At 60.8% G+C, this 15,649-nt stretch carries 16 protein-coding genes; 3 read left to right on the forward strand and 13 right to left on the reverse strand.

Annotation, left to right across the window (positions count from 1 at the left end):
• Window positions 1-117 precede the first annotated feature (117 nt).
• The 7 genes from P406_RS14675 to P406_RS14705 are packed head-to-tail and all read right to left on the reverse strand — an operon-like array spanning window position 118 to window position 6,739.
• Window positions 118-1,170: an ABC transporter substrate-binding protein gene (locus tag P406_RS14675; protein WP_046236579.1), complete on the reverse strand. Its 1,053-nt coding sequence runs from the start codon at window positions 1,168-1,170 to the stop codon at window positions 118-120.
• Window positions 1,167-2,351, reverse strand: coding sequence for an NAD(P)/FAD-dependent oxidoreductase (locus P406_RS14680; RefSeq protein WP_046236580.1), 1,185 nt, complete (start codon window positions 2,349-2,351; stop codon window positions 1,167-1,169). Before P406_RS14680 ends, P406_RS14675 begins: the two co-directional genes overlap by 4 nt.
• Window positions 2,348-3,739, reverse strand: a complete 1,392-nt coding sequence (locus tag P406_RS14685; protein WP_046236581.1) for an FAD/NAD(P)-dependent oxidoreductase — start codon at window positions 3,737-3,739, stop codon at window positions 2,348-2,350. Before P406_RS14685 ends, P406_RS14680 begins: the two co-directional genes overlap by 4 nt.
• Complete coding sequence (locus P406_RS14690) at window positions 3,736-4,026, reverse strand: (2Fe-2S)-binding protein (protein WP_032698427.1); 291 nt, start codon at window positions 4,024-4,026, stop codon at window positions 3,736-3,738. The genes P406_RS14685 and P406_RS14690 overlap by 4 nt, the downstream gene beginning before the upstream one ends.
• Window positions 4,027-4,043: 17 nt before the next feature.
• Window positions 4,044-4,838 carry an ABC transporter permease gene (locus P406_RS14695; protein WP_046236582.1) on the reverse strand — a complete coding sequence of 265 codons (795 nt, stop codon included), beginning with the start codon at window positions 4,836-4,838 and terminating at the stop codon, window positions 4,044-4,046.
• Between the two features lie 3 nt (window positions 4,839-4,841).
• Window positions 4,842-5,714: an ABC transporter permease gene (locus P406_RS14700; RefSeq protein ID WP_003317898.1), complete on the reverse strand. Its 873-nt coding sequence runs from the start codon at window positions 5,712-5,714 to the stop codon at window positions 4,842-4,844.
• The gene (locus P406_RS14705) at window positions 5,711-6,739 is read right to left on the reverse strand and encodes an ABC transporter ATP-binding protein (protein ID WP_046236583.1); all 1,029 of its coding nucleotides are present in this window, start codon (window positions 6,737-6,739) and stop codon (window positions 5,711-5,713) included. The genes P406_RS14700 and P406_RS14705 overlap by 4 nt, the downstream gene beginning before the upstream one ends.
• 241 nt (window positions 6,740-6,980) lie before the next feature.
• Here P406_RS14705 and P406_RS14710 point away from each other — a divergent pair, with 241 nt between their 5' ends.
• Both P406_RS14710 and P406_RS14715 read left to right on the forward strand, forming a co-directional pair.
• A complete protein-coding gene (locus tag P406_RS14710) occupies window positions 6,981-7,820 on the forward strand; it encodes an IclR family transcriptional regulator (protein WP_046236584.1) in 840 nt (279 codons plus the stop codon).
• A 194-nt stretch (window positions 7,821-8,014) separates the two neighbouring features.
• Window positions 8,015-9,634 (forward strand): methyl-accepting chemotaxis protein, encoded by a 1,620-nt coding sequence (locus P406_RS14715; RefSeq protein ID WP_046236585.1) that lies wholly within the window; start codon window positions 8,015-8,017, stop codon window positions 9,632-9,634.
• Window positions 9,635-9,691: 57 nt separating this feature from the next.
• Here P406_RS14715 and P406_RS14720 read toward each other — a convergent pair whose 3' ends face one another.
• From P406_RS14720 to P406_RS14740, 5 genes are all read right to left on the reverse strand, one after another.
• Entirely contained in the window at window positions 9,692-10,654 is a 963-nt protein-coding gene (locus tag P406_RS14720; RefSeq protein WP_046236586.1) for a class I SAM-dependent methyltransferase, read from the reverse strand.
• Between the two features lie 65 nt (window positions 10,655-10,719).
• Window positions 10,720-11,424, reverse strand: coding sequence for a YoaK family protein (locus P406_RS14725; RefSeq protein WP_032609373.1), 705 nt, complete (start codon window positions 11,422-11,424; stop codon window positions 10,720-10,722).
• Between the two features lie 50 nt (window positions 11,425-11,474).
• Complete coding sequence (locus P406_RS14730) at window positions 11,475-11,702, reverse strand: hypothetical protein (RefSeq protein ID WP_003317903.1); 228 nt, start codon at window positions 11,700-11,702, stop codon at window positions 11,475-11,477.
• A 129-nt stretch (window positions 11,703-11,831) separates the two neighbouring features.
• The gene (locus P406_RS14735; RefSeq protein ID WP_046236587.1) at window positions 11,832-12,173 is read right to left on the reverse strand and encodes an FKBP-type peptidyl-prolyl cis-trans isomerase; all 342 of its coding nucleotides are present in this window, start codon (window positions 12,171-12,173) and stop codon (window positions 11,832-11,834) included.
• Window positions 12,174-12,326: 153 nt separating this feature from the next.
• The gene (locus tag P406_RS14740) at window positions 12,327-12,608 is read right to left on the reverse strand and encodes a hypothetical protein (protein WP_046236588.1); all 282 of its coding nucleotides are present in this window, start codon (window positions 12,606-12,608) and stop codon (window positions 12,327-12,329) included.
• Window positions 12,609-13,255: 647 nt separating this feature from the next.
• Here P406_RS14740 and P406_RS14745 point away from each other — a divergent pair.
• Complete coding sequence (locus tag P406_RS14745; RefSeq protein ID WP_032653745.1) at window positions 13,256-14,824, forward strand: TerC family protein; 1,569 nt, start codon at window positions 13,256-13,258, stop codon at window positions 14,822-14,824.
• Window positions 14,825-14,894: 70 nt separating this feature from the next.
• Here the strand turns inward: P406_RS14745 and P406_RS14750 are convergent, their stop codons facing one another.
• Entirely contained in the window at window positions 14,895-15,470 is a 576-nt protein-coding gene (locus P406_RS14750) for a GNAT family N-acetyltransferase (protein WP_046236589.1), read from the reverse strand.
• Window positions 15,471-15,649 lie beyond the last annotated feature (179 nt).

Genomic DNA, 15,649 nt, shown 5'->3' on the forward strand with positions numbered 1-15,649 from the left:
GAAGAGGGCGTAACGGTGGGACTCCCTTGCACGGTAATAAGTTGAAATAATTTGCCGGATGGCAATCAGCATGCGTCTTTTAAGCACGGCGATGCCTTTTGGCACCGCCGCTGATCTCTAGCGCTCGATGCTGCGGCTCCAGCGTGCGTTCCACTCGGGACGGATCTGATTGACCTGATCCCAGTCGATGGTCACTGCTGTTTCCAGGTACTTCTCCATGGCCTCGACCTGACTGCGTGTCTTGTCAGTGGTCGGGGTTTTCGGGTTCGACGGAATCTGGTCACCGAACTCCAGCGCAGGCGCCTGTGCTTCCGGCGTCAGCAGATAAGCGGCCAGCTTCTGCGCCAGCTCCGGCTGGTTGTTGTTGGCTATCGCACATTCAGCCACGTTCAACACCACGCCGCCTTCCTTGGGCGATGCGTATTCCACCGGTACGCCCTTGATCTTCAGCGCGGTGACCTGGGTCGGCGTCAGCGGGAACAGGGCGGCTTCGTCGGTCTGGACCATTTCCGAGATCTTGGCGGAGCTGGCGATGTACTCCAGCACGTTCGGGCCGATGGTTTTCGGCCAGGCCTTGAAGCCGGGCTCGACGTCTTTCTCGCTGCCGCCCTGGATACGGTTGAACATCAGAAAGCCATGCAGGCCGAAGGTCGAGGAAGCCAGTGACTGGAACACCACCTTGTCCTTGAAACGTTTGTCGGCCAGGTCCATCCATGAGGTAGGCGCGCTCCAGCCCTGTGCCTTGAACATCCGTGTGTTGTAGGCGAGGCCGGTCACACCCAGGCTGACGGCTGCTGCCTGTTCCTTGATTTTGGCCTTGGCAGGCAGGTCGGCCAGACTGGCGCTGGGTTGCAGCGTGTCGCACAGGCCCATGGAAATAGCGCGGTACATGATGCCATCGTCGAGAAAGATGACGTGCATCTGCGGGTTGTCCTTACTCGCCTGAACCTTGGCGAGGATATCGGCCGACGTGCCAGGCACGATCACCACCTTGACGTTGTTGGCCTTCTCGAACGCCGGCAGCACCTGATCGGCATACAGGCGCTCCATGGTCCCGCCGTTCATGCCCAGGTACAGCGTGGTTTCGGCCATGGCAGGCGTGGACAGAAGTGCGGCGGCCAGCGGCAGGCAGGACAGCCCGGTGAGGGCGAGACGTTTGGTGCTTTTCATAGGGACGACCTTCCTCTGTGCAATGGGATGACGTTCGTAACAGGTTCGATGGCAGGGGGTTGCAGAGCGATTTGCTGAAAGCGGTTGATGGAAAAGGCATCGAGCGAGATCCGTGAGGCGCCGTCGCAGACCCATTCGGCCAGCGCTTCACCCGCTGCCGGGCCGATCTGAAAGCCCGCCCCGGCAAAGCCGAAGCCGTGCAGCAGGCCCGGACGAGTCAGGCTCGGGCCCAGCACCGGCTCGCGATCCGGCAAATAGCCTTCGGTGCCGCTCCAGGTGCGAATGGCCTGGGCGCCGGCGAGTGGCGGGTAGAGTTCGACGGCGTTGCGCAGGATATCCAGCACCGCCGCCTGTCCCGGTCTGGCGCGTGCCGGGTCGAGGGCAAAGCCTTGTCCGCCGCCCAGCACGCAATTACCACGTGCCACTTGCCGGGCATAAATGCCGCCGCCTTCGACACCGGTGCTGACGTCCATGAACATCGGCAACGGTTCTGTCACCAGCATTGCCGGGTGCCCTGAATACATCGGCACCGGTTCGTTGAATTGTGCGGCCAGCGCTGCGGCCCACGCCCCGGCGCAGTTGAGCAGCCAGGTGGCGCGCAGTGTCAGGCCGCTGGCGGTGGTGACGACGAACACGTTGCCGTCGTGGCTGACGTCGCTGACCGGCGCCTGCTCGAACACCTGCGCGCCTGCCCGACGCGCAGCGCGGGCGAAGGCCGGCGATACCAGACGTGGATTGGCGTGTCCGTCGTCGGCGCACAGCGATGCACCGACGGCGACATCGCCGGCCCAGGGATAACGCGCGCGCAGCTGATCGCGATCAAGCAGTTGCAAATCCAGGCCGAATCCCTGGCTGGCTTCAGCGTAGGCGCGTAAGGCATTCATGTCCTGTTCGCTGCGCGCCAGTTTGAGATGGCCCGAGCGCTGGTACTCGCCGTCGATGCCGATCAGTTCGCGCAGGTTGCCCCACATCTGATGCGCCCGCTGCGACAAGGGTAACTGCGACAGCGGACGGCCCTGACGACGCACGCCGCCGTAATTGACGCCGCTGGAGTGCGATCCGCAAAAATCGCGTTCCAGCAAGGCGACCCGCTTGCCCTTCAGGGCCAGCGTCAAGGCTGCCGAGGCGCCGACAATGCCGCCGCCGATGACAATCGCATCGGTTTCAATCAGCGTACTCATGGTTGCGTCTCCACCGATTGCTTCTCCATGGGCTGCATCCCCAGACCAAACGGCAGCGGCTTGATCGGTGCCTGGCCGCGCAGCCGGCCGACGTGCTCGACGGGCCGGCCGCTCTCGCGGGCGATGATCTCGGCCGCGGCCAGGCCACACATCCGGCCCTGACAGCGACCCATACCGACCCGGCACATGGCCTTGACCCGGTTGATCTCCCAATGACCGTCCTGCACGGCACTGCGAATCTCACCTGCAGAGACTTCTTCGCAGCGGCACACCAGCGTGTCATCCGCCACAGTGGCGGCCCAGTCCTCAGGGAACGGAAACGCGGTTTCCAGCCCGTGGCGGAAGCGTTCGATGCGTCGCAAGGCAGTTTTAAGTGTGTCGATACGGGCGGTGTCTGCGCCAACACCGATGTCTTGCAGCAGCCCGAGCGCGGCCAGTTCTCCGGCCATTTCCGCAGCGTCTGCGCCCATGATTCCCGCGCCGTCGCCCGCCAGATAGATGCCTGACACGCTACTGCGTCCACAGTCATCGCGGGTCGGCAGCCACGCCCGGTTGAGTGCGCTCCAGGCGAATTCACAGCCCAGCAGGTCGGCCAGTTGCGTCTCGCTGCGCAGTGCATGGGCAAAAGCGACCGCGTCACAAGCCAGGTGGCCCGATTTGCCGTTACGTTGCCATTGAATGCCGTCTACGCGTTTTTCCCCGCCGATGCGTGTCAGCTGCGCACCTTGATGCACCGGAATGCCGTGCGCGCTCAGCCACGCGCGGTAGTAGATGCCTTTGGCCAGCGTTGCCGGTTGGCCCAAGAGCGCCGGCAATGCCTTGCATTGCGCCGAAAACGGCGCGCTGTCGAGCACCGCCAGCACTTTTGCGCCAGCCTTGGCGTACTGATAGGCGACCAGGTACAGCAACGGGCCGCTGCCACAAAACACTACGCGCTGGCCGATCGCACAGCCCTGGTATTTGAGCGCAATTTGCGCTGCGCCGAGGCTGTACACGCCGGGCAGGGTCCAGCCGGGCACCGGCAGAATGCGATCCGTAGCACCAGTGGCGACGATCAGGTGGCTGAAGTCGAGTGTGGCGGCGATACCGTTTTGCAGGGTATCGAGTTGATGATCTTCGGCATTCCAGACCAGCGTCTGCGGCCGGTAGTCGATATGCGCTGCCAGCGTGTCGAGCGCGTCGTGCACCGCGACCGCCTTGGCGCTTTCAAAGCCGTAGAGCGCCCTGGCCGAGCGCTGGAAGTTGGCCGGCTGGCGACGGTAGACCTGGCCGCCGCCGCGCAGCCCTTCATCGATCAGGCAGGCCTTGACGCCGTGGGCCAGTAGCGTCTGGGCGGCGCGAATGCCGGCCGGTCCTGCGCCAACAATGGCAATGGCCTGATCGCTCATACGCAGCGCCCCGGTTCACGAATCACCTCATGACCAGCCTCAAGCAGTGTCGAACAGGCACGTACGCGCTGGCCGTCACCCAGCCTGACCCAGCAGTCCTGGCAGGCGCCCATCATGCAGAAACCGGCGCGAGGCTCGGCGCTGAAGTCACTGCCGCGCAAGTGTTCGCTGGCGGTCAGTACCGCGGTCAGCAAGGTGTCGCCCAACAGACCGCTGGCCGGTTGGCCGTCAAGGGTGAAGGGCAGAACCGGGCGGTCATGTTCGGTCAGTCGTTTCAGCAATGCCATAACGTGAAAGCTCCGGGTTAGTGTTTGCCGACCAGCACGCGATCCAGCCCGTAGACCCGGTCGAGCAGGATCATGGTGGCGGCGGTGAGGGCGATGACCAGTGCCGATACGGCGGCCATCATCGGGTCGATGGATTCGGTGGCGTAGACATACATGCGCACCGGCAGGGTCTGGGTCGCGGGCGAGGTGACGAAGATCGACAGCGTGACTTCATCGAAACTGTTGATGAACGCCAGTAACCAGCCGCCTGCCACGCCGGGCAGGATCATTGGCAGGGTGATCTGCCGAAACAGCGTGAAACGATCGGCCCCCAGAGACTCGGCGGCGTGCTCGGCGCTGCGGTCGATGCCGATTGCCGCCGCCAGTACCAGGCGCAGTACGTAAGGCGTGATGACCAGCACATGGGCGAAGATCAGCCAGGTGAAGCTGCCGTTCACACCCATCAGCGCAAACAGGCGCAGCATCGCCACCCCCAGTACCAGGTGCGGAATGATGATCGGCGACAGAAACAGGGCATTGAAAAAATTGCGGCCCGGGAATGTATGGCGAGTGATTGCCAGAGCGGCGGGTACCGCGATCAGGGTGGCCAGCGTCGCCGATACGAACGCCAGTATCAGGCTGTTGTAGAAGGAATCGATAAAGTCGGCGCGCTCGAAAACGGCCTTGAACCAGCGCAGCGAGAAGTGGGTGGTGGGCAGGCTCAGGGTGTTTTCCGGGGTGAGCGCCACCAGGCACACCACCACCAGCGGGGCCATCATGAAGATCACTACCAGCGCATGAAACGAGAGGGCCAACGGACCGTTCTTGGACATGGATCATTCCCCCAGAGTTTTTTTGTAACGGCCTTCGATCATGCGGTTCCAGGACAGCATGACCAGCAGGTTGACCAGCAGCAGCGCCACGGCAAGGGTCGCGCCCATCGGCCAGTTCAGCTCCGACAGGTACTGGTCGTAGATCACCGTGGCGACCATCTTCAGGCGTCGTCCGCCGAGCAGGCCGGGAATGGCGAACGAACTGGCGGCCAGACCGAACACGATCAGCGAGCCGGACAGCACGCCGGGCATGACTTGCGGCAGCACGATCAGACGCATGACTTTCGCCTGGCTGGCGCCCAGCGACAGCGCGGCCTGTTCGGCAGTGGGGTCGAGCTTCTGCAGCGAGGTCCAGACCGGAATGATCATGAACGGCAACATGACGTGGACCAGCGCAATGACCACGGCAAACGGGGTGTACAGCAGTTTCACCGGGCGTCCGCCCATGAACTGGATGACCTGATTGATCAGACCGTCCGCGCCCAGCAGCAGGCTCCAGCCGAACGCCCGGACCACCACCGAGATCAGCAGCGGCGTGAGAATCAGGATCAGGAAGATCGAGCGCCACGGCGTGCCCATGCGGCTGAGAATGTAGGCTTCCGGCACGCCTATAAGCACGCACAGCAGGGTGACCAGCGCACTGATCCAGAAGGTGCGCAGGAAGATTTCATAGAAATACGAGTCGGTGACCACGGCCATATAGTTGGCCAGCGTGTAGCTGTCGCTTTTCACCCCGACCTGATAGTCGAACACGTTGAACGACAGCACCAGGGTCAGACCCAGCGGCAACACCAGCAGGCCGATATACAGCGCCAGCGCCGGTGCTGACAGCCAATAGCCGCGGCCGCCCTGACGCATTTCGCTCAGCAGGCTCATGCGCGCACCTCGTCGGCATCCAGCACGCGCAGCAACTCGGTGGGCCAGTCCATGTCGACTGCCGCGCCTTGTTCCAGCGGCGCCTGGCCGTCGTTGCGACGTACTACCGTCACTTCGCCAATGCCGGTCTGGATGCGATACAGCCACTGGCTGCCGAGGAAGTAACGGGTGACGATGCGTCCGGACAGTCGTCCGCAGCCAGGTGCCACCAGATCGATCTTCTCGGGACGCAGGCTGAGGGTCAGGCTGCCATCGCCGGGCACCTGACGAATCTGCGGAATGCCGCTGCTGTCCAGATCACCCTGCAACATGTTGGCCTTGCCGACGAAACCCGAAATGAAGCGTGTGCGCGGGTGTTCGTAAAGCTTGTAAGGCTCGTCGATCTGGGTGATACGACCGGCCTGCATCACCACGACCCGATCGCTGATCGACAGGGCTTCGGCCTGATCATGGGTGACCATCAGCGTGGTAATGCCGACTTCGTTCTGAATGCGGCGGATCTCGAACTGCATCTCTTCGCGCAGGTTGGCGTCCAGGTTGGACAGCGGCTCGTCGAGCAGCAGCACTGGCGGCTCGATTACCAGTGCGCGGGCCAATGCGACCCGTTGGCGCTGACCACCGGACAACTCGCGCGGGTAGCGCTCGGCATGCTGACCGAGGCGCACCAGTTCCAGTACCCGTTTGACACGCGGCTGCAACTCGGCGGCAGGCACCTTGCGCATACGCAGGCCGAACGCAACGTTGTCGGCCACGGTCATGTGCGGAAACAGCGCATAGCTTTGGAACACTACGCCGAGGCCTCGGCTGCTGGGTTTGGCATGGGTGATGTCGCGCCCGTCGAGCACAATGCGTCCGTCACTGACGTCAACGAAGCCGGCGATCATTTGCAGGGTGGTGGTTTTGCCGCAGCCGGAAGGGCCGAGCAGTGAAACGAATTCGCCCTTGTCGACGGCCAGGTTGGTGGCAACCACCGCGTCAATGGAGCCGTAGCGTTTGGAAAGTCCTTCGAGCTGCAGAAATGCCATGCCTGCTTCCACCTTTGTGCATGCGCGCCGAAGCACGCGTTTGTCATGGGCAGATGCGAAATGAAGTCATGCAGTTCTGTGGACGTTGGTGCTCGCTCTGCGTCGGCTACCGATGATTGTTCAAATCGCCCCTGTGGACTGAGAGTAGGGCGAAGGCTAGGATGGGCTCAACAGAGAATTTCACTGAATAACATTTTTATTTGAATTAATTCTTTTAGTGGAAATATAAAGAGATATTGTCATGAATAATTCCACTGATCGGAATAACGTGAAAGCTGAAGTCGGAGTGGGAGCCGTTTCCCGTCTGTTCGCGGTACTGCGCTGCCTGGGCGATTGTGATGAAGGCGGCGAGCGGGTCACGCAACTCGCCCAGCGGGTCGGGTTGTCGCAACCCACCACACACCGCTTGCTGCGCAGCCTGATGGATGAGGGGATGGTCGAGCAGGATCTGCTCAGCAAACGTTACCGGTTGAGCATCGAGTTCTTCGCCCTGGCCGCCAAGGCGGGTAATACCGGCAACCTGCGTGACGTGGTGCGCCCCAGCCTTTTGCGCCTGTCCGCCTCACTGGGTGACTCGCTGTTTCTGCTGGCACGCAGCGGTTTTGACGCGATCTGTCTGGACCGCAGCGAAGGCCCGTATCCGATCCGCACGTTCACCGGCGACATTGGCGGCCGTGTAGCCTTGGGCGTGGGGCAGGGCAGTCTGGCGATTCTTGCGTTTCTGCCCGAGGACGAGCGGGAAACGGTCATTGCCTACAACCTGCCACGGCTCAAGGATTTTCACCTGTACGACGAGGTATTTCTGCGTTCGGAGGTGGAAAACGTACGACGCCAGGGCTACGCGGGGCGCAACACCGGTGCGCTTCCGGGCATGGCCGGGCTTGCTGTGCCGATCCTGGACCGCAGCGGTCGTGCAGTGGCTGCGCTCAGCGTGGCGACCATTTCCGACCGGCTGGGGCTCGATCGCCTGATGACCGTGGTCGAATTGCTCAAGCGCGAAGCCACGGCCATCAGTGCCAGAATCAACCCGTTCGACCCGTCGCTGCGGCGGCCCAGCCAAGTGTTCGGGCAGGTCGATTAGCCAGCAGGTTACCCGCTGCTGTTTTGTTCTTTTATCGGGTGTATTGCCGATCATCGCTGTTTTTAAAGAAAAAGTTTTGTGGGCCAATGTTGATCGCAAGGGCCACATATACCTGATCCACAAGATCGGTCTACAGGGACGTGTCTGCAACTTTCGCGTATCCCGCGGATTCTTTTTCTCCAGAGATCGTCCTGATGTCCAAATCCCTGCGACTGCAAATTCTAGGTCTGCTCGGCGGTAGCCTTGCGCTTGTGCTGGTCATTGCCTTGGCCTGCTTCAACTTTCTCTCCGATAACGTGCAGGCTTATCGCAGCCTTATCGACGGCCCGGTCCGGGCGTCGCAACTGGTGGACGAAGCCAACCTGCAATTCAAGATTCAGGTCCAGGAGTGGAAAAACGTCCTGTTGCGTGGCAAAACACCCGCCGAGCGCGACAAGTACTGGGGGCAGTTCGAAGAACAGGAGCGCAAGGTGCAAAGCACACTGGGTCGGCTTGCTGAAATGCACGGCACCGACGCTGCGTTGAAAAGCCAGGTGCAAACGCTGCAACAGGCTCACCAGGCGCTGGGTACGGCCTACCGGACCGGTCGTGATGCGTTTGTCGCCGCAGGCGGTGACGCTGGCGCGGGTGATATGGCGGTCAAAGGTGTCGACCGTCCGACCAGCGAGCAGATGGCTGGTCTGGTCGAACAATTGCACAAGAGCAGCGATGCTCAGTCCGTTGCCATCAGCCATGAAGCCCAACGTACCATTCTGGTCGGCGCAGGGGTGATGCTGGTGTCGGCGCTGCTGGTCGGTCTGCTGGCACTGTGGATGATCAATCGCAACCTGATTGCGCCCATTCGCATGCTTATCGACTACGTCGCCCAGTTAAGTGAAGGCAAGTTTGGTGCGCGCGTCGAGATCACGCGACAGGACGAACTGGGTCGTCTGGCCGTTGCCGCAAATACCCTGCGGGATTTCCTGGCCGACACCTTCACCCGCCTGAAGCGCAGCAGCACCGATCTGGACACGGCGGGCGGCGAGTTGAATGCCATTGCCGAGTTGATGGCGCAAGGCACTCATGAGCAGTTCGAGCGCACCGATCAGGTCGCGACCGCCATGACCGAGATGTCTGCCACCGCTCAGGACGTTGCCCGACATGCCGCCGATGCTGCGCGAGCTGCGGATGAGGCTGACCAGAGCGCTCAGGATGGCGAGCGGGTCATGCAATTGACCATTGCGACCATCACCCGCATGCGCAACGAGATCGTTTTGACGGCCGATGTCATCGAGCGACTGGAAACCGACAGCGGCCGTATTGGCAAAGTGCTGGAAGTGATCCGCAGCATTGCCGATCAGACCAATCTGCTGGCGCTGAATGCCGCGATCGAAGCCGCACGGGCCGGTGACGCCGGACGCGGTTTCGCGGTGGTGGCTGACGAGGTTCGTACACTGGCGCAGCGTACTGCCGTTTCAACCTCCGAAATCAATCAGATCATCAATTCGGTGCAGACCGGTGCCAGTGATGCGGTGCAGGCCATTCAGGGCGGTCAGGCGCGAAGTGAAGAGAGCGTCCAGCAGGTTGCGAACGCTGGCGCAACCCTGCAGCGCATTACCATGGCCGTGGAGAATATTCGCGACATGAATCGCCAGATTGCGACGGCTGCCGAAGAGCAGACTTCCGTGGCAGAGGACATCTCGCGCAACCTCACTGAAATCACCTCCATCGCCGTGACCAATCAGGACAACGTCAAACGCACTCAGAACGCCAGTCAGGAACTGCGGAGCCTTTCTACTGGCCTCGGGGATGTGATCTCGCGTTTGGGTGCCTGAGTCACTTGAAAACCTGACAGCCTTTTCGGCGTTGAAGCGGCCGTCAGTCCTGGCTCGCTACGCCCATCCGCTGCGGCTCAAGCCTTCTGCCTTGAACACCAGCGCCTTCAAGCCGCCCTCAACGCGAGCGTCGGGGAACTCCGGCGGGTTTTCCAGGCGCTGTTCGAAGCGCAGGCAAGGTGCTTCGATTGCGGTGTGCTGAATCAGAAAATCCGGTCCCAGCGCGGGATCGTTCATGCACGCCAGCACCGAGCCGTTCTCGTCCAGCAACTCCGGCAGGCGGCGCAGGACACGCTGGTAGTCCTTGTCGAGCATGAAACTGCCTTTCTGGAAGGACGGCGGGTCGATGATGATCAGGTCGTAAGGGCCGCAGCGGGTGACCTTGGCCCAAGATTTGAACAGGTCATGGCCCAGAAAGGTCACGCGGCTGAGGTCCTGATCATTGAGGCGATGATTCTCGCGGCCACGATTCAACGCAGCGCGGGCCATGTCCAGATTCACGACGTGGTCGGCACCTCCGGCCAGGGCGGCGACCGAGAAGCCGCAGGTGTAGGCGAACAGATTGAGGATGCGCTTGCCCTTGGCCTGAGCCTGCACCCATTCACGGCCGTAGCGCATGTCCAGAAACAGCCCGCTGTTCTGCTTTTTGCCGAAATCGACTTTGTAGCGCAGGCCGTTTTCGGTGATCACCCATTCATCCACGACATCGCCGGTCAACCATTGGGTGGTGCTCTGTGGCAGATAGCGGTGCTGCAGCAGCAGGGTGTGCGCCTGGCTCTGCTGCCACTGGGGCGTGTCGATCAACGCGTGCAACAGCTGCATCAATGCTGCCAGCTCGGATTCAAGAGGTTCCTTGAACACCGAGACCAGCACCACGCCCTGCATCCAGTCGACAGTGATGTGCTCCAGCCCCGGCCACACACGACCACGGCCGTGAAACAGGCGGCGGGTTTCATTCGGGACGTTGTTCAACGCGTCGATCAGGTGCTGTTGCAGAATCGCGAGTGCTTCAGGGGTCATGGCGCAGGTCGGTCAGGAAAAGCGGAGTATGGTAAACGTATTTCAGCAGATGGGCATCGCAGGGTTCAGCGTGGCATGTATTGACGTTGCCAGCGGTGCGGGATTTTCAGCGAAACCAGCCCCAGCAACGCTGACAGGCTGCCGCTGATCAACAGGGCGTTGAGCCCCAGGCGGTGCTCGAGTAGCGCGCCTATCACGGCCCCGATGAACATGCCGACCCAGGGGACCAGTTGCACGCGCCAGCCGTCCCGGCGTTCCCCCAGCATCCAGCGACCCAGGCCACGACCGAAGCGCGACAGCGCGCCGGTCACGTAAGTCAGGCCGACCGGCAGCCCGTTGACCTGCTCGACGGCGGCGTTGAGCATGCCCATTGCCAGAATCGCCCAGATCAGCGCGAGCATATTGCTTTCCAGTGGCCATGCTGCAGCCGCACACAGCAGCGTGGCGATACCCAGCAGCAAGGGCAGGGCGCGACGCCCGCCAAGGCGCGCAACCACCACGCCCAGCGCGTTGCCGGCAATGAAGGCAAGGATTGCGAGGGTCAGACGCACCGTCACGCTCAGGTCGCCATCACTGATTGCGACTGCAAGCCGGGTGGTGTTGCCGCTCATGAACGAAACGAAATCGCCGGTGGCCATGAAGCCGATGGCATCGGTCATGCCGGCCAGAACCGACAGGCTAGCGACCAGGCCCATGCCGACCCGGCCACGCCATTTCTGCATGTTCAGGTGCCTGGGGCTGACGCTGGAAGTGGCGGGCTGTGGCAGCATCGAAGGTCCTCTGGACCGAAGAAAGCGCGTCTGAACTCGGGTGCAGCGATTTACAGCGGCTTGGCGCGCACGATCCGCTTGGCCTTGACCTCATCGGCATAGGCTTTGAGCTGGTCGGCATCGCTGTAAAGGCGGTTGACCATCTGCAGCACTGCGGTGACATCCACATCGTTCATCTGCGAGGCGAGTTTGAGAATTTCTTCCGCCGTGTTTTCCAGGTTGGTTGCTGTCCCTTTCAGGTGTCGCTTCAGCTCCTGAGTCGACTTATTGAGCGCCATACGTGTTCCTGTGCCAAGACCTTGAATTCCATACCCGGAGCATGGCTTTTTCTGCGATAACAAGCAATCAGGCGTGTGCCTGTGCGTCAGGGTATCGGCCGATTCAGGCTGATCTGCAAGGCAAGCTGCTCAATCGTCGCGGGTCAGCACTTCTAGCAGTTCTATTTCGAACGTCAGGTCGGCACCGGGCTTGATGTGCGCGCCCATGCTTCTGTCGCCGTAGGCCAGGTGGGCGGGGACGAACAATTGACGCTTGCCGCCGACTTTCATGCCCATCAGGCCCTGGTCCCAGCCCTTGATGACGCGCCCGGTGCCGATCACGCACTGAAACGGCTTGCCACGCTCGTGGGATGAATCGAACACAGTGCCATCTTCCAGGGTTCCGGTGTAATGCGTGGTGATCAGCGCACCCTTTACCGCTGCCTTGCCCTCGCCGAGGTGCAGCTCGGTAATCTGTAATTCTTTACTCATTGCCATGCTTCCGGTTGCAGCGCGCTCTGTCATTGGCGCGAGCGGGCTTTCTCGCAGAAAAGCCGCTTCATGACAAGCCGCATCATCACAAACCGGTGCAAACGAAAACGGGGGAAGCTTTCGCTTCCCCCGTTTAGTCCAACCCAGTAACTGTCAGAGATTCTGCGAGCTGACCACCATGGCCTGCGCGATGTTCTCTTTCTGCTCCTGAGTGAAGCCGTCCCAGATGTTGGTCTTGGCGTAGTAATCCAGGCCAGCCAGGCAATAAAGGCTGAGGGTCAGAACGATGACGATCGAAACAAACGTCCAGCGGCCTTCGTCATCGTTTTCGCGTGTGAAGCTGCGCGAATAGTTGTCCTCTGCGCTGCGGAAGAACAGCGCGGACGACAGACGCTTGAGCCACTGGAACAAATGAACAACAACGATGCGCAGCATGGGTAAATCACCTCAAAGGTTAAGAAAACAGGTTGCCCAGATGCCGTCGAGGGCATCGGATGCAAAAGCTGAAAATGAAAAAAGCCCGTCTATGACGGGCTTTCTTTTTATGATTCTGTTCAGGCGAGCAGTGAAGGGCGACGTTGAAACGGATCGCGAGCAGCACTGCGCATGCCTGACGTTATGGAAACATTTTAAAACAAATGGATTGGCGCATCTACCCGCGCCATTCGGTTGTCAGACAACTGGTAGTGCCTGGAGGTGTGACAAAACGTCGCCCTGTGCTCATTTGCTGCTCAGCAAGCAGCACGCTCCGTGGTCAAGTCTTGTAATACTTTCTCAACGTACGAAACATCTATGTGTATTGTACGATCAGCGCCCGTATTGATTTTCAGGACTGTATGAATACCCTCCAGGAGCCTCCGAGTTGTCCTCCTTCCATCGCTTATGGCTGGCCGGTGATCTCACTGTTACCCAGCAGGCCGCTTCATTTGAACGTCTCTCTACTTAACCTCTTGCACTGCATGGATTCCGGCAGACCTTCGCGTCCTGACGCTGCAACGCCATGCCTGACGTTCAGTCATGGCGTCTGGTCTACAGTGACCCATACCCACCCCTGCCATTTTTATCGTGAGGCTGCATAAACCATGGAATGGATCGCTGATCCCACGGCATGGCTTGGCCTGCTGACCCTTATCGTGCTGGAACTGGTGCTGGGCATCGACAACCTGGTGTTCATCGCCATCCTGGCCGACAAACTGCCCCCTGAACAACGCGACAAGGCGCGCGTCATCGGCCTGTCGCTGGCGTTGATCATGCGCCTTGGCCTGCTGGCGAGCATCTCGTGGATGGTGACCCTGACCGAGCCGTTGTTCGAAATATTCGGCAAGACGTTCTCCGGTCGCGACCTGATCATGCTGTTTGGTGGTGTGTTCCTGCTGTTCAAGGCCACCATGGAACTGCACGAGCGGCTGGAAGGGCATGTCGCCCAGCGCGCCGGTAATGCGGGCTATGCGTTGTTCTGGCCTATCGTTGCGCAGATCGTCGTACTGGACGCCGTGTTCTCGCTGGATGCGGTGATTACCGCCGTCGGCATGGTCGAGCACCTGTCGGTGATGATGATCGCGGTGATCTTCTCCATCGGCCTGATGATGATTGCCAGCAAGCCGCTGACCAAATTCGTCAACAGCCGCCCGACGGTGATCATGCTGTGTCTGGGCTTCCTGATGATGATCGGTTTCAGCCTGACCGCCGAAGGCCTGGGTTTCCATATTCCCAAGGGCTATCTGTATGCGGCCATCGGCTTCTCGATCCTCATCGAGGTGTTCAACCAGATCGCCCGCAAGCGCAGCAAGAAGTCGGCCCATGGTCACCTGCCGCGCCGCGAGCGGGCAGCCCACGCGGTGATGCGCCTGTTGGGCGGTCGCAAGCTGGAGTCTGGTGACGTCGATGAGGAAATCACCGACATGCTGGATGGTGAAAGCAGCGAGCCGGTGTTCGACCGTCGTGAGCGCGTGATGATCAGCGGCGTACTGCAGCTGGCAGAGCGGCCGATTCGCACAGTGATGACGCCGAGGGCGGAAGTCGACTGTATCGACCTGAACGACAGCGCCGAAAAGATTCGTCTGAAACTGATGCACTCGTCCTACTCGCGTCTGCCGCTGATTGGCGAGCGCGGTATCGATGAGCCGCTGGGCTTCGTGCACAAGAAAGAGCTGTTCAAGGAGCTGTTGTCCGGCAACGAGCCCGACTTGAAACTGATGTCGCGCAAGGCAATCAACCTGCTGGAAAGCTTCACCATCCTCAATGCCCTGGAGCAGATGCGCAAGGAATCGACGCACATCGCCTTTGTGGTCAACGAGTTTGGTGACTTCATCGGCGTGTTGAGCATGACCGACATTCTCGAGTCCATCGCTGGCCAGCTGCCTGACGCCAGCGAAGTGGAAGGCCCGGACATCGTCGAGCAGGGCGAGGACTTCGTGGTATCGGGTGCCTTGAACCTGAGCCTGATTCGCGAGCGCACTGGCTTCCAGGCCAAGGCGACCGAAGACTATCAGACCCTCGCCGGACTGGTCATGAGCCTGCTGGATCGCCTGCCGTCTACCGGCGACAGCCTCAGCTGGCAGGGCTGGAACCTGCACGTCGTCGGCGTGGAAGAGCGCCGAGTGACTCGGGTGTTGCTGCAGAAACAGCCCGACATGGGGGCTGGCAAATAAGCACCGAGCTGTAATGCAAAACGGGGCCTGCTCATGGTGAGCAGGCCCCGTTTTCATGTGTGCGTCGCGCTTATTTTCGACGCGGACGTGACACCACGGATTCGATATTCTTGCGGCCAATCAGCTTGGGCTGCGCAGGCTCTTTGGCCACCGGCTCATCAGCCAGCCACTTGTACATCACCAGACAATCCACCAGGCCCAATCGGGCATGACGATAAGCCTTGGGCAACCGCCCGACAGTCTCGAAACCCAGCTTGCTCCACAACCCGACCGCCACCTCATTGCTGGCGACCACCGAATTGAACTGCATCGCCAGGAACCCGCTATCGCGCGCCAGTTGCTGCGAGTGCTCGCACATCAACCGCGCCACACCACGACCCCGCGCCGCGTCCGTCACCATATAGCCACAGTTGCAGACATGATTACCCGGGCCTGCCGCATTGGTCTTCAGGTAGTAGCTGCCCAACAGATGGCCATCTTCCTCGGCAATCAGCGTATGCAGCGGGGCCTTCATCCACAGATCGCGGGCCTGCTCCTGAGTGAGGGCAGGGTCGTAGGCGTAGGTTTCCTGGGCGATGACGACAGCCTGAAAGGTGGGCCAGAAGCGCTCGAAATCTTCCGGTGTCATGGGGCGAATCTGGATCATGGTGAGGCCTTGGTGGGTAGGGCTTGAAGTCCGGCGTGTACGTTAGGCTCTGTACGAAAAGTGGCTGCGCTCGGTGATGCTTCGTTAAAAACAGGCTCGGATGCGAGTCCAATCGGAATGCTCATTTACAACACGTAGAGTCGAACGCGACCCCGGCCGTTCCTCGCCTGTTTTTGCCT

It is taken from the genome of Pseudomonas syringae pv. coryli str. NCPPB 4273 (genome assembly GCF_000972175.1).
Taxonomy (GTDB): Bacteria; Pseudomonadota; Gammaproteobacteria; order Pseudomonadales; family Pseudomonadaceae; genus Aquipseudomonas; species Aquipseudomonas syringae.